We start from the raw sequence: 14936 nt of genomic DNA on the forward strand, positions 1-14936 counted from the left end.
AGTACGAGCGGTGGCACGGTCTCGACCCCCGCTCCAGCTTCCCCATCGACGCGATCGCCGACCTGGTCAACGCGGGCGGCAAGCGGACGCGCCCGGCGTTCTGTCTGAGCGGCTATCTGGCCGCCGGCGGCGATCCGGAGGACGGCCGGGTCATCCCCGTCGCCGCCGCGCTGGAGCTGCTCCACGCCTGTGCGCTGATCCACGACGATGTGATGGACGAGTCCGCGGTGCGCCGCGGCGCGCCGACCGTGCACACCAGCCAGGCCGCACTGCACCGCGAACGCGGATGGCAGGGCACGGCGGAGCGCTTCGGGGAGAACGTGGCGATCCTCGCGGGCGATCTGGCCCTGGTCTACTCCGACGAGATCATGGCCGAGGTGGAGCCCGCGGTGGCCGCCGAGTGGCATCTGCTGCGCTCGGAGCTGATCATCGGCCAGTACATGGACGTCGCGGCGTCCGTGGAGTTCGAGCCGGACCCGGAGACCTCGCGGTGGATCGCCATCGCCAAGTCCGGCCGCTACACCATCCACCGCCCGCTGGTCCTGGGCGCCGCCGTGGCCGGCCGCGCCGACGCGGCGCCGGCCTTCGAGAGTTACGGGGCCGCGCTCGGCGAGGCGTTCCAGCTGCGGGACGACCTGCTGGACGCCTTCGGGGACGCCGAGGTCACCGGCAAGCCGAGTGGTCTGGACTTCGAGCAGCACAAGATGACGCTGCTGATGGCCCTGGCCATCCAGCGCAACGCGCACATCCGGGAGCTGGTGCCCGCTCGGCTGCGGGGCGCCGACCACCTGCGGGAGCTGCTGATCGAGACGGGTGTGCGCGACGACGTCGAGAAGCATATCGACGGGCTCGTCGAGCGGGCCTGCCGCGCCATCGCCGAGGCCCCGCTGGAGCCGGAGTGGCGGGAGGAACTGGCCGCCATGGCCCACGAGGTCGCCTACCGGAGCGCCTGAGGCCACCGATGGGCACCGACAGCGACCGCACCCGGCGGCACCGACGCTTCAGGGAGCAAACCCGGATGACACTGCTGGAGACCATCCACGGTCCCGCCGACATCAAGCACCTGGACGCCGGCCAACTCACCGGTCTCGCGGGTGAGATCAGGCGCTTCCTCATCGACAAGGTGCTGCGGACCGGCGGCCACCTGGGGCCCAACCTGGGCACCGTCGAACTCACCATCGCCCTGCACCGCGTCTTCGACTCCCCCCGGGACCGCGTCCTGTGGGACACCGGACACCAGGCGTATGTGCACAAGATCCTGACCGGCCGCCGGGAGGGGTTCGACCGGCTCCGGCAGAAGGGCGGCCTGTCCGGCTACCCCAGCCGGGCGGAGTCCGAGCACGACACCATCGAGAACAGCCACGCCTCCACCGTGCTGTCCTACGCCGACGGCCTCGCCAAGGGGTTCCGGCTGCGGGGCGAGACCGACCGCGCGGTGGTGGCCGTCATCGGGGACGGGGCGCTGACCGGCGGCATGGCCTGGGAGGCGCTGAACAACATCTCGGGCGCCCCGGACCGTCCCGTCGTCATCGTGGTGAACGACAACGGCCGTTCCTACGCGCCGACCACGGGCGGCCTTGCCACCTGTCTGGCGGGCCTGCGCACCTCCCCCGACTACGAGCGGTTCCTCGAGTGGTCCAAGCACCAGCTGCGGCAGACCCCGAAGCTCTACGAGGCGCTGCACGCGGTCAAGGCGGAGCTGAAGGACATGCTCGCCCCGCAGGGGTTCTTCGCCGACCTGGGACTGAAGTACCTCGGGCCGGTCGACGGACATGACATCGCGGCGGTGGAGGCCGCCCTGCGGCAGGCCGCCGGGTTCGGCGGGCCGGTCGTGGTGCACTGTCTGACCCGTAAGGGCCACGGCTACCCGCGCGCGGAGGCCGACGAGCGCGACCACCACCACGCGGTCGGCGCCGGCGACCCGGCCACCGGCGAACCGCTGGGCTCCCCGGGCCCGTCCTGGACCTCGGTCTTCGGCGCGGAGCTGGTCGAGATCGGCCGTGAGCGCCCCGAGGTGGTGGCGGTGACGGCGGCGATGCTCCAGCCAACCGGGCTCGCGGCGTACGCGGAGGAGTTCCCCGACCGGGTCTTCGACGTCGGCATCGCCGAGCAGCACGCGGTCACCTCGGCCGCGGGGCTCGCCATGGCGGGGATGGTGCCGGTGGTGGCCGTGTACTCCACGTTCCTCAATCGCGGCTTCGACCAGCTGCTGATGGATGTGGCGATGCACTCCTGCCCGGTGGTGTTCGTCCTGGACCGGGCCGGTGTCACCGGTGACGACGGGGCGTCCCACAACGGCATGTGGGATCTGTCGGTGCTCGGGATCGTGCCCGGCCTGCGGGTCGCGGCGCCCCGCGACGGTGCCTCCCTGCGCGCCGCGCTGCGCGAGGCGGTGGCGATCACCGACGGCCCCAGCGCCATCCGGTTCCCCAAGGGCCCGGTGGGGCCCGACATCCCCGCCGTCGACCAGCACGACGGCATCGATGTGCTGCACCGCTCCCCCGGCGACGATGTCCTGCTGGTGTCCGTCGGCGCCATGGCCGCGACGGCCTGCGAGGCGGCGCACCGGCTCACCGAGGAGGGCCTGGGCGTCACGGTGGTGGACCCGGCCTGGCTCAAACCGGTCGACCCGTCGCTGATCAAGCTGGCGGAGCAGTACCGGCTCGTGGTGACCGTCGAGGACAACCTGCGCGTGGGCGGCTACGGCTCGCTGCTCGCCCAGGAGTTGCGCGACGCCGGTGTCCCGGCCCCGGTGTCCGGTTTCGGGATTCCGCAGCGCTTCCTGGACCACGGCAAACGCGCCGACATCCTCGCCGAATGCGGCCTGACCCCCGAAGACCTGGCCCGCTCGATCCGGATGCGGATCGCGGCCGACCGTGCGCCGGGCGTCCGGCGCCTCGAGGAGGATTCCCGATGACCGTCGATCTCGGCCTGCCCGCCGCGCCGCCACCGGTGCTCGGCAAGCGCCGTGTCACCCGTCAGCTCCGCGTCGGCGCGGTGGGGGTCGGCAGCGACTTCCCCGTCTCCGTGCAGTCCATGACGACCACCGTCACCGCCGATGTCAACGCCACCCTCCAGCAGATCGCCGAGCTGACCGCGACCGGCTGTGACATCGTCCGGGTGGCCTGCCCCAGCCAGGACGACGCCGACGCGCTGCCGCAGATCGCCCGCAAGTCCAAGATCCCGGTGATCGCCGACATCCACTTCCAGCCCAAGTACGTGTTCGCCGCCATCGAGGCGGGGTGCGCGGCGGTGCGGGTGAACCCGGGGAACATCAAGAAGTTCGACGACAAGGTCAAGGAGATCGCCCGCGCCGCGAAGGACCACGGCACCCCGATCCGCATCGGGGTGAACGCCGGCTCGCTGGACGCGCGGCTGATGGCCAAGCACGGCAAGGCCACCCCCGAGGCGCTGGTGGAGTCGGCGCTGTGGGAGGCGGAGCTCTTCGCCGAGCACGACTTCCACGATCTGAAGATCTCGGTGAAGCACAACGACCCGGTGGTCATGGTGCGCGCCTATGAGCTGCTCGCCGAGTCCTGCGACTATCCGCTGCACCTGGGGGTGACCGAGGCGGGCCCCGCGTTCCAGGGCACCGTCAAGTCGGCGGTGGCCTTCGGCGCGCTGCTGCGCCAGGGCATCGGCGACACCATCCGGGTGTCGCTGTCGGCGCCTCCGATGGAGGAGGTGAAGGTCGGCACCCAGATCCTGCAGTCGCTCAATCTGCGGCCGCGCAAGCTGGAGATCGTCTCCTGCCCCTCCTGCGGCCGGGCCCAGGTGGATGTGTACAAGCTGGCCGACCAGGTCACCGCCGGTCTCGAGGGCATGGAAGTGCCGCTGCGGGTCGCGGTGATGGGGTGTGTGGTCAACGGCCCGGGTGAGGCGCGGGAGGCCGATCTCGGTGTCGCGTCCGGCAATGGCAAGGGCCAGATCTTCGTCAAGGGGAAGGTCATCAAGACCGTCCCCGAGAGCAAGATCGTGGAGACCCTGATCGAGGAGGCCATGCGCCTGGCCGAGGAGGCGGGCCCGCGGGACGCCCCCGAGTCCCCCACCGTCAGCGTGGGATGAGGGGGCATCCGTGAAGCGCCTGACCACGCGGGTCGCGATCGTCGGGGCGGGCCCCGGCGGCCTGCTGCTCTCCCATCTGCTCCAGCTCTCCGGGGTGGACTCGATCGTGCTGGAGCGGCGGAGCCGGAGTCATGTGGAGAGGCGGGTGCGGGCCGGGCTGCTGGAGGGCGGCACCGTGGACTTCCTGCGCGAGGCCGGTCTGGCGGACCGGCTGGACCGCGAGGGGCTGGTCCACGAGGGCTTCGTCTTCCGGTTCGGCTCGCGCGCCCACCGGCTGCCCTTCACCGAGCTGACCGGGCGGACCGTCCATATGTACGGCCAGCAGGAGCTGGTGAAGGACCTGATCCGGGCCCGGATCGAGGCCGGGGCAAGGCTGTGGTTCGACGTCCCCGACGTCGAACTGCGGGGCCTGGAGACGGACACACCGGCCGTGCGCTGCACGGTGGCGGGGGAACCGGTGGAGATCGCCTGTGACTTCGTCGCGGGCTGCGACGGATTCCACGGGGTCTCCCGCCGCTCCGTGCCGCCCGGCGCGCTGACGACCTACGAGCGCACCTATCCGTACGCCTGGCTCGGGGTACTGGCCCAGGCCCCGCCCGCCGCCGAGGAGCTGATCTACGCGGTGCACGGCCGCGGCTTCGCGCTGCACAGCATGCGCTCCCCCGCGGTGAGCCGGCTCTATCTCCAGGTGGAGGCCGGTGAGTCGGTGGAGAACTGGCCCGATGAGCGGATCTGGAAGGAACTGCACACCCGGCTGGACATCGACGGCGCCCCGGAGCTGGCCGAGGGGCCGGTCCTGGAGAAGAGCTGTGTGGCGCTGCGTGGCTTCGTCACCGAGCCGATGAGCTACGGGCGGCTGTTCCTGGCCGGGGACGCCGCGCATATCGTGCCGCCGACCGCGGCCAAGGGGCTCAACCTCGCCGTGGCGGACGTCAAGGTGCTCGCCGCGGCCTTCCGGGAGTACTACGAAACCGGCGACCGCGCCCCGCTGGACGGCTATTCGGCCGCCTGTCTGCCCGGGGTCTGGCAGGCGCAGGAGTTCTCCGACTGGATGTCGCGGCTGCTGCACCGGCCGACGGAGGGCCGGGTGTTCGACGAGCGGCTCCAGCACGCCCGGCTCGAGGCCGTGGCGCACTGCCCCGCCGCCGCGTGGAACTTCGCCGAGAACTATGTGGGCCTGGCGCGGGAGCGGACCCCGGCCCGGGGAGGACGACCGTGACGTCACTGACGAGCGAGAGCCGGACGACGGCGCGTCCCCGCCGCGGCGGGGACGTGGCGCGCGGTCTGTTCCGGCTGTCGAAGATCTTCGTGTACCAGAACTACTTCGGCTGGGGCATGGCGTGGCTCGCCTTGAGCCCGCAGGCGCGCGACCGCCCGGGGACCACCGCCGCGATGCTGCTGTTCCTTCTCGGCTCCATGGGCATCGTCACCTGCACCTGCGCCACCGACGACCTGGTGGGCTTCCGCAACGGCAGCGACGCCCGCAACTACAAGGCCGGCGACACCAAACGCGACATCCGCGGCAAGCCGCTGCTCAGCGGGGCGGTCACCGAGCGCGAGGCGGTGCGGTTCATCGCCTGCGCGGCCTCGGTCGCGGTGCTCGCGGGGATCGGCGCGTTCTGGGCGCTGGACTGGCGGGCTCCGGCCGTGGCGTACCTCCTCTACGGGGTCGGGTTCTTCTTCAGCGTGCAGTACTCGGCCGGGCTGCGGCTGAGCTACCACCGGGGCGGTGCGGAGACGCTGCTGTGCCTGGCCACCACGGCCGGGCTGCTGGCCCCGTATCTGGCGGTGGAGCGGCGATGGTCGTCCCCAGCGGTGCTGGTGGGTCTGTTGCTGGGGCTCTGGCTGGTCATGGTGAGCAGCTACTCCAACGTCAACGACGCCGACGGGGACCGCTCGGTGGGCCGCCGGACGCTGGCCGCGTCGACCGGGCCGCGGGTCTACAAGACCGCCATGGCCGTCTTCTTCCTGGCCTCGGCCACGCTGATCTGCGTCCTGGGCCTGACCACCCGGTGGCCGTGGTGGACCCTGCTGACCCTGCTGCCCGCCACCGCTCTCCACGCGGCCCAGCTGCGCGAGGGCCCGCTGCGGGGGCGCTGGCTGAGCGCCCGCAAGCTCGGGCTGTACGCCTACGACCTGGGCTTCCTGGGTCTGCTGGCGCCCGCGCTGTACGTCCTGTCCTGACCGTTCGTCCAGTCCCGACCGTTCGTCCTGTCCCAGCCGTACGCACCCCTATAGGAGGAGATGAGCATGGCGGCGCGTTCCCAACGGCCCGTCAACGTAGGCCGGTTGTTCCACTGGGCCGCCGAACAGGGCAGGCCGACGGTCATGCATCTGGACCGGCCCTTCGACATCGCGCCGGACTCCGGCACCCGCTTCGATGTGCCCGCCCTGGCGGCGACGGTGGAGGACGCCGCGGGCTGGCTGCACGGGGCGGGGCTGCGCCACGGCGACCGGCTCGCCATCGTCAAGGAGAACCACTACGACTTCATCCTGCTCGCCGCGGCCGCCGCCCGGCTCGGGGCGCTGCCGGTGATGATCGCGCCCATCCGGTCGGAGGCGCATATCCGCACCCTGCTCACCAGGATCTCCCCGAAGGTGCTGGTGATGGGCACCACGGTACTGGCGCGGATGACCGCCGCCGGAATCGCCCTCGACGACCGGGGGATGACGCTCGTGGCCGTCGGCGAGGACCGCCCTGGGCTGCCCGGGAAGACGCTGCGCATCGACGATGTGCGCGGCGGCGCCCGGCCGCCGGTGCGGTTCCGCGGCCGCCATGAGCCCATGCTGGTCACCCACACCTCGGGCACCACGGGCGTGCCGAAGCTGGTGGTGCACTCGCCCGCCACCACGCTCGCGGCCGTGCCGTTCCGCATCGAGTCCTACCGGCTGCCGCTGATGACCTCCCGGCCGGAGGACGTGGTGGCCAGCGGGATCTCCTTCGCCCACAACCGCAATCTGTCCTGGACCAACGGGACGCTGTTCCGCGGGCCGCGGAAGATGGTGATCCTCTCAGAGCCGGGCCTGGCGAACGTGGCGCGCATGCTGGCCGCGCACCCGCCCACCTCGCTGGAGGCCTGTCCGAACGTCTTCCAGTACTGGGAGGAGCTGGCCGACACCCGGCCCGAACTCTTCGCGGGCGTACGCCGGTTCATCAGCACCTTCGACGCGGTGCACCCCAGGACGGTCCGCAAGTTCCTCGGCGCCTCCCGGGTCCGGCTGCCGCTGTGGGCCTGGGGCGTGGGGCAGTCGGAGATCGCGGGCATCGCCGCCGGGGTGGCCACCCGCTCCATGGTCCGCCCGGACAAGCCCCGGGCGCACGACGCCACCAACGTCGGCTTCCCGCCGCTGGTCCGGGTCAAGGTCGTGGACCCGGAGACCGGCCGCAAACGGCCCCGGGGAAAGCCGGGGCTGCTGATGGTGAGGACCAAGTCGCGCTGTCTGACCTATCTGGGCGAGGACGACCGGCACCGCGCCAAGGACCAGGGCCGCTGGTGGAACACCGGCGACCTGGGCGAGTACGCGGGCTACGGCCGCATCCGGCTGATCGACCGCGAGGTCGACATGATCCCCGGGATGAGCAGCATCGAGCTGGAGTCCACCCTGCTCGACCGGCTGGACCGGGCCTCCGAGGTGATCGTGCTCGGGGTCCCCGGGCAGCTGCCGATCCCGGTGCTGTGCATGCGCGACGACGCCCTGGACCCCCAGGAGTGGGACCGCGCCTGCCGTGGCCTGCCCGAGATGGACAAGCCCCGGCTCGTGCCGTGGGACGAGATGCCGCGCACCGCCACCTGGAAGGTGCGCCGGGGGGAGCTGCGCGAACAGCTGCTGGGCAACAGCGACACCTACGGCACCGGCCAGTGGACTTGAACCGCGCCGCGCATCGCACCACCACACCACGCATCGAGACGACCGCATCCACCATGAACGAGGGGTAATTAGCCGTGTGGTTCCCGCCCGCTCTCATCGACCTCCCGAACGTCGCCCCGGTGACGCTGCCGGAGGCGGACCGGCCGAGTTGGCTGTTCTGGATCCTGATGGGCCCGTGCGCATCGGGCTGGCTGGTGGCGTACGGACTCGCCATCTACCGCGCCAAACTGGACAAGCGGGTGGGGATTCCCGTCTTCGTGGTCGAGGTCAACCTCGCCTGGGAGTTCACCCTCTCCCTCATCCTGGACCAGGCCGATGTGCAACGCCCGATCAACCTCAGCTGGTTCCTGGTCGACTGCTTCATCCTCCGGCAGACGCTGGCCTACGGATGGAAGGACTATCCCGGTATGAGCCGGCGGGCCTTCCGGTGGATGGTCTTCGGCGTCATCGCCTGGTCCGCGGTCTTCCACATCATGACGACCTATGAGCTCAAGGACGCCACCGGCATCTACACCGGCACCGGGCTGAACGTGTTCCTGAGCCTGTCCTTCATCTTCATGCTGGGCCGCCGTGGCTCCTCGCTCGGGCAGTCGATGTACGTGGCGCTCGCCAAGGGCATCGGATCGTTCTTCGCGGGCTGGACGGTGCTGGTGATGTACCCGGGCCACCACCTGTTCATCTTCCTCTTCCTGACCGTCTGGACCATCGACGCGACCTACTGCGTGCTGCTGTACCGCAAGGTCCGCGAGGAGGGCCGCTCGCCGTGGGCCTGGAACCGGAGCCCGGCCGAGATCCCCGACGCCCCCGCCCCGGCCGGCGCACCGCGCCACGAGGAGCGGGAGAAGGAGCGGGAGGCGGCCGTCCGCGGCGCGGCCTCGGGCTGAGCCGCTTACCGGGCCCTTCGTCCACGGAGAATGACCATGACCACGCAACGTCTGGACGTCTGCCTCATCGGTGCCGGGCCCCGGGGGCTCTCGGTCCTGGAGCGGCTGTGCGCCAACGCCGCGCAGACACCCACCACCTCGGTCACCGTCCATGTGGTGGACCCGTATCCGCCGGGGGCGGGGCGGGTCTGGCGCTCCGACCAGTCCCGCCATCTGCTCATGAACACCGTCGCCGGCCAGGTCACCATGTTCACGGACGAGACCGTGGAGATGGCCGGGCCGGTACTCCCCGGGCCCAGCCTGTACGAGTGGGCCCGGTTCATGAGCCTCACCGGCGGTCTCGACGAGATCGGGTACGACGAGGACGTCCTCGCCGAGGCACGGCGCCTGGGCCCCGACTCGTACCCCACCCGCGCCTTCCACGGGCACTATCTGGAGTGGGTCCACCGCCGGGTGACCGGCACCGCTCCGGCGTCCGTCCGCACGGTGTCCCACCGCTCGCGGGCGGTGGGGCTCGAGGAGCGTACGGCGGGCGGGGCGCAGACCGTCGTCCTGGAGGACGGCACCCGCCTCGAGGGGCTGCACGCCGTGGTGCTGGCCCAGGGCCATCTGCCGCAGCGGCGCTCGCCGCGGGAGGCGGCCCACGCGGCCTTCGCCGAGGCGCGGGGCCTGCGCTACCTCCCGCCCGCCAGTCCGGCCGAGGTGGATCTGTCCGGCGTCCGGCCCGGGGAGGCGGTGGGCCTGCTGGGGCTGGGGCTGAACTTCTTCGACTGTCTGGCCCTGCTCACCGAGGGCCGGGGCGGGCGGTTCGAACGGCGGGCGGGACATCTGGTCTACCGGCCCTCGGGCCGGGAGCCGCGGCTGCTGGCGGGCTCGCGCCGGGGCGTGCCGTTCCACTCCCGGGGCGAGAACCAGAAGGGCCCGCACGGCCGTCACCATCCGCTGGTGCTGACCCCGGAGGTGATCCGCGGTCTGCGGCGGCGGGCCCATGAGCGGGGCGGTCTGGACTTCCGCTCCGAGCTGTGGCCGCTGATCTCCAAGGAGGTGGAGACGGTCTACTACACCGCGCTGCTCACCGCCCGGGGGCGGGAGGCGGCCGCGCACCGGCTGCGCGCCGCCTATCCGTCGGTTCCCCGGGGCAGCGCGGAGGAGGACCGGCTGCTGACAGAGAGCGGTATCCCGCCCCATCAGCGCTGGAACTGGGGCCGGATCGCGCAGCCCTGCCCCGCCGACGGCCTCCGCTCGCCCGCCGCGTTCCGGTCCTGGCTGCTGGGGTATCTGCGGGCTGATCTGGAGGCGGCGCGCGCGGGCAATGTGCACGGCCCGCTGAAGGCGGCCCTGGATGTGCTGCGCGATCTGCGCAACGAGATACGGCTGGTGGTGGACCACGGCGGGCTGACGGCCCGTTCGCACCGCGAGGACCTGGACGCCTGGTACACCCCGCTGAACGCCTTCGTGTCGATCGGGCCTCCGGCCCGGCGGATCGAGGAGGCGGTCGCGCTCATCGAGGCGGGTGTGCTGACCGTGCTGGGCCCGCGCACCGTGGCGCGCGCCGACGCCGAGGAGGGCGCCTTCGTCCTGGAGTCCCGTGCCGTGCCCGGCTCGCGGCGGTGGGCGACCACGCTGATCGATGCCCGGCTGCCGGGCACCGATGTGCGCTCCAGCGCCGATCCGCTGCTGTCGGGGCTGCTGACGAGCGGTCACTGTGGCCCCTACACGGTCGGGGGCACCGGCGATGGACGGGGCGGGCTCGAGACGGGCGGGCTCGCCGTGGAGCCCAGCCCCTACCACCTGCTGGATGGAGCGGGGCGGCCGCATCCACGGCGGTTCGCCTTCGGCGTGCCCACCGAATCCGTCCACTGGGCCACGGCCGCGGGCGTACGGCCGGGGGTCGGCTCTGTGATCCTTTCCGATGCCGACGCCATCTCGCGTGCCGTACTGGCGCTGCGCGACGGCTCGCCCACCGACCCCAACGGCCCCACCGGCCCCGAGACCATCGAGGTTTCCGTCCCATGACCGACGCCACGAGCGATACGACCGACGGCGCCCCGCGCCATGCCGACGCGGGCCTGCTGAGCCCCGTCCGGGCCGGTACCCCGGCCGAGGCCACCACATCGGACGGCGCCTGGCTCCAGGCGATGCTGGACGCCGAGGCGGGCCTGGTGCGGGCGCAGGCGCGGCTGGGCCTGGTGCCCGAGGCGGCGGCCCGCACCATCACCGACCTCGCCCGTGCCGAGCACCTGGACGTGGTGGAGATCGCCCGGCTGGCCCGAGGCGCGGCCAATCCGGTGGTGGCGCTGGTCCGGGCGTTCACCGCGCTGGTGGCCGCGGCGGACCCGGCCGCCGCGGAGTATGTGCACCGGGGCTCGACCAGCCAGGACATCATGGACACCGCCGCCATGCTGGTGGCGCGCCGGACCCTCGTGCCCCTGGTGGCGGACCTGGAGCGGATCGCGCGGGCGCTGCGCGAGCTGTCCGTGGCGCACCGGGACACGCTGATGCCCGGCCGTACGCTCGCCCTGCACGCCGTGCCCACCACCTTCGGGCTGAAGGCGGCGGGCTGGCTGAGCGGGGTGGAGGAGGCGGCGGCCCGGCTGGCCCGGATCCGCGACCACGAGCTGCCGGTGCAGCTCGGCGGCGCGGCGGGAACGCTGGCGGGCTACACCGAGTACGCCCTGATGGACCGGGGGACGCGGCCCGGGGCGCCGGGGCCGGGCGAGTTCGCGGAGCGGCTGATGGCGGAGTTCGCCGCGCAGGCCGGGCTGAACGAGCCCGTCCTGCCCTGGCACACCGCCCGTATGCCGATCGCGGGGCTGGCCGCCCAACTGGCCCTGGCCACCGGGGCGCTGGGCAAGATCGCGGTGGATGTGCAGCTGCTGTCGCGCACCGAGACCGCCGAGGTCGCCGAGCCCGCCGCCGAGGGCCGTGGGATGTCCTCCGCGATGCCGCACAAGCGCAACCCCGCCCTGGCCACGCTGGTGCGCTCGGCGGCGCTCCAGGTGCCGGCGCTGGCGAGCGCCGTCATGGGGGGCATGCTCGCGGAGGACGAGCGGCCGGCCGGGGCGTGGCACGCCGAGTGGCTTCCGCTGCGCGAGTGTCTGCGGCTGACGGGCGGGGCGGCGCACACGGCCGTCGAACTGGTCGAGGGGCTGGTCGTCTTCCCGGACCGGATGCGCGCCAATCTGGGGCTGACCGGCGGGCTGATCGTCTCCGAGCGCCTGGCCGCGGCCCTGACCCCGGTGCTGGGCAAGGGCCCCGCGAAGGAGCTGATGAGCCGGGTCTCGGCGGAGGCGGCGCGCGGCGGGCGGACGCTGGGCGAGGTGCTGGCCGCCGCCCCCGAGCTCGCGGGTCGTTTCACACCGGAGGAGCTGGCCGCCCTGCTGGACCCGGCGAACTATCCGGGGGCGGCCGGGCCGCTGGTGGACCGGGCGGTTCAGGAGCACCGGGACCGGTTCTGACGGCCGCTCGTGGAGCGGCGTCGGCCGGGGATGTCACATCCGGGAGGGGCCCGGCGTCTGGGATGCCGAGGCGGAATCCAGACGCCGTGCGCTTGAGGAAGGAAAAGGGAATGCTGGACAGACTGGCCGGTTTCGTCGTGCGGAAGCGCCTGGCGGTGTTGGTCGTCGGCCTGCTGCTCGCCGTGGTCGGCGGGGTGGCGAGTACGACGTTGTTCGACAAGCTGACGGCGGGCGGTTTCGACGATCCGAAATCGGAGTCATCGCGGGCGATCACCGCGCTGGACAAGAGGTTCGGGCAGGGGCTGCCCAATCTCACGCTGCTGGTGACGTCGAAGGGGCGGGTGGACGACCCGTCGGTGACGGCGGCGGGCACCGAGCTGACCCGGAAGCTGGGCAAGGAACCCGGAGTGGCGAACGTCAGCTCCTACTGGACCACCGGGAAGGCCCCGCAGCTGCGCGGCAAGAGCGGTCACAAGGCCCTGATCATGGGCACGGTCACCGGGGACGACACCACGTCGCAGAAGCGCGTCGCCGAGCTGGCGGACCGTTACGAGGGCTCGCGGGACGGGCTGGAGGTGAAGCTCGGCGGCTATACGAAGTTCCAGCGGGAGCTGCTGGAGCAGGGCCAGAAGGACGCCACGGCCGGTGAGACGGTCGCCATCCCGATCACCCTGGTCGCCCTGGTGTTCATCTTCGGCAGCGCGGTGGCCGCGGCGCTGCCGCTGGCCGTCGCCCTGGTGGCGATGATGCTGACGATGGGGCTGACGTGGATCCTGGCGAGCGTCACGACGGTCGGCTCGCTCGCGGCGAGCGTGGTGACCCTGCTGGGCCTGGGCCTGGCCATCGACTACAGCCTGCTGATGGTCAGCCGCTACCGCGAGGAGCTGCGGTCGGGGCTCGCCCCGCCGGACGCCATCCGGGCGACGCTGACCTCCGCCGGGCGCACCGTGACCTTCTCGGCGCTGACCGTGGCCGTCTCGTCCCTGGCCATGGCCTGGTTCCCGCTCCAGGCGGTGCGGTCCATGGGCTATGCGGGGGCGCTCACGGCGCTGCTGTCCGGCGCGTCCTCGCTCATCGTGCTGCCGGCGCTGCTCGCGCTGCTCGGTGACCGGATCGAGAAGGGCCGGGTGTTCCGCGGGCGGCGGACCGCGACGGCCGGTGGGGCGAGTCCCGAGGCGGCCGCCCGGAGCGTGGAGAGCGGCTTCTGGCACCGGCTGGCCACCACCGTGATGCGGCGCCCGGTGCCGATCGTGACCATCGTGACCGCGTTCCTGCTGCTGCTCGGCGCGCCGTTCCTCGGCATCAACCTCGGCATGCCGGACGAGCGGGTGATGCCCGCGTCCTCGTCGGCACGTCAGGTGGCCGACACCGTACGCGCCGAGTTCGACAGCAGTGAGCAGAACGCGCTCCAGGTCGTGGCGCCCGAGGGCGGCTCCGACCGGGCGGCCGTCGGCGCGTACGCGAAGCGGCTGTCGCGGCTGCCGCATGTGGCCGCTGTGCGCACCGCCACCGGCGCCTACGCCGAGGGCCGCCAGGCCGCCCCGCCCGACCAGCGGTACGCGCGCTTCGCCTCGGGCGACGCCGTCTACTTCTCCGTGGTGCCGGAGACGGCCAGCGCGGACGACGCGGACCGGCTGGTCGGCGAGATCCGCTCGCAGAAGGCGCCGTTCGAGGCGCTGGTGGGCGGGGCCGCGGCCACCAACCACGACGCCGCGGCGGCGCTGGAGAAGTGGCTTCCGTACGCCCTGGGCACGGTGCTGCTGACCATGCTGGTGCTGCTGTTCCTGGTGACCGGAAGCGTGATGCTGCCGTTCCTCGCGCTGGTGCTCAGCGCGCTGAGCCTGACGGCCACCTTCGGCGCGCTGGTGTGGGTCTTCCAGGACGGCCATCTCGGGGGGCTGTTCGGCGACTTCACCCCGACCGGCAACATCGCCGCCACGATCCCGGTGATGCTCTTCGGCCTCGCCTTCGGCCTCGCGATGGACTACCAGGTCTTCCTGTTGTCCCGGATGCGCGAGGAGTACGAGCTGACCGGCTCGCCGACGGCCGCCGTCGCCCAGGGGCTGGAACGCACCGGCCGCATCGTGACCGCGGCGGCGGTGGCGATCTCGGTGGTCTTCCTGGCCTTCACCGTCTCCGGCATCTCGCTGGTGAAGGCGTACGGGGTCGGGCTGCCGCTGGCCGTGCTGATGGACGCGACGCTCATCCGGGGAGCCGTGCTGCCCGCCGCGATGCGGCTGGGCGGGCGCGCCACCTGGTGGGCCCCGGCGCCGCTGCGGCGGCTGCACAGCCGGTACGGCCTGCGCGAGGAGCCCTCGGCCCCGGCCCCCCGGCGCGACGGCGACCGGGCGCTGACCGGCTGACCGGCTGACCGGCCCAGCGCGTATGGCGGCTCGAATCCGCCGTCCATGACGACGCAGGCGTCTCAAGTCCGCCGTCCATGACGACGCAGGCGGTTCACGGGTCCGCCGCCCGGCACCCCGGGCGGCGGACCCGCCGCACGCGGGCGGCCTCCTGGCACGGGCCGTTTCACGCCGTCGCCCCCACGGGCCGTCTCACGCAGGCCGCCTTCGGGATGTCCGGCGAGTCTGTCCCCTCCCTGCCCCTTCCCGGCACCTGACGATATGCGGCTCCGCCGCGTGGGGGGCTCCGCCCCTGG

The 14936-nt window shown here is 72.6% G+C and carries 10 protein-coding genes; all 10 read left to right on the top strand.

Annotated features, from left to right (window positions below):
* On the top strand, positions 1–953 hold a 953-nt coding region (locus tag GWI24_RS27120; RefSeq protein WP_210948528.1), incomplete at its 5' end, for a polyprenyl synthetase family protein.
* Between the two features lie 65 nt (positions 954–1018).
* A complete protein-coding gene (gene dxs, locus GWI24_RS27125) occupies positions 1019–2917 on the top strand; it encodes a 1-deoxy-D-xylulose-5-phosphate synthase (RefSeq protein WP_210948529.1) in 1899 nt (632 codons plus the stop codon).
* Complete coding sequence (gene ispG, locus GWI24_RS27130) at positions 2914–4065, top strand: flavodoxin-dependent (E)-4-hydroxy-3-methylbut-2-enyl-diphosphate synthase (protein WP_210948530.1); 1152 nt, start codon at positions 2914–2916, stop codon at positions 4063–4065. Before dxs ends, ispG begins: the two co-directional genes overlap by 4 nt.
* Before the next feature lie 10 nt (positions 4066–4075).
* On the top strand, positions 4076–5284 hold the full coding sequence (locus GWI24_RS27135; protein WP_308344064.1) for a 4-hydroxybenzoate 3-monooxygenase: 1209 nt from the start codon (positions 4076–4078) through the stop codon (positions 5282–5284).
* Positions 5281–6249: a UbiA family prenyltransferase gene (locus tag GWI24_RS27140; RefSeq protein ID WP_210948531.1), complete on the top strand. Its 969-nt coding sequence runs from the start codon at positions 5281–5283 to the stop codon at positions 6247–6249. Before GWI24_RS27135 ends, GWI24_RS27140 begins: the two co-directional genes overlap by 4 nt.
* Positions 6250–6315: 66 nt before the next feature.
* A complete protein-coding gene (locus tag GWI24_RS27145) occupies positions 6316–7935 on the top strand; it encodes a class I adenylate-forming enzyme family protein (RefSeq protein WP_210948532.1) in 1620 nt (539 codons plus the stop codon).
* A gap of 74 nt (positions 7936–8009) precedes the next feature.
* Entirely contained in the window at positions 8010–8819 is an 810-nt protein-coding gene (locus tag GWI24_RS27150) for a hypothetical protein (RefSeq protein WP_210948533.1), read from the top strand.
* Positions 8820–8855: 36 nt separating this feature from the next.
* Positions 8856–10835 (top strand): FAD/NAD(P)-binding domain-containing protein, encoded by a 1980-nt coding sequence (locus GWI24_RS27155; RefSeq protein ID WP_210948534.1) that lies wholly within the window; start codon positions 8856–8858, stop codon positions 10833–10835.
* Positions 10832–12277 carry a 3-carboxy-cis,cis-muconate cycloisomerase gene (gene pcaB / locus GWI24_RS27160; RefSeq protein WP_210948535.1) on the top strand — a complete coding sequence of 482 codons (1446 nt, stop codon included), beginning with the start codon at positions 10832–10834 and terminating at the stop codon, positions 12275–12277. Before GWI24_RS27155 ends, pcaB begins: the two co-directional genes overlap by 4 nt.
* A gap of 110 nt (positions 12278–12387) precedes the next feature.
* On the top strand, positions 12388–14640 hold the full coding sequence (locus GWI24_RS27165; protein WP_210948536.1) for an MMPL family transporter: 2253 nt from the start codon (positions 12388–12390) through the stop codon (positions 14638–14640).
* The last annotated feature ends 296 nt before the right edge of the window (positions 14641–14936 follow it).

The sequence above is a fragment of the Streptomyces sp. MK37H genome (genome assembly GCF_018035285.1).
In the GTDB taxonomy this organism is placed as follows: domain Bacteria; phylum Actinomycetota; class Actinomycetes; order Streptomycetales; family Streptomycetaceae; genus Streptomyces; species Streptomyces endocoffeicus.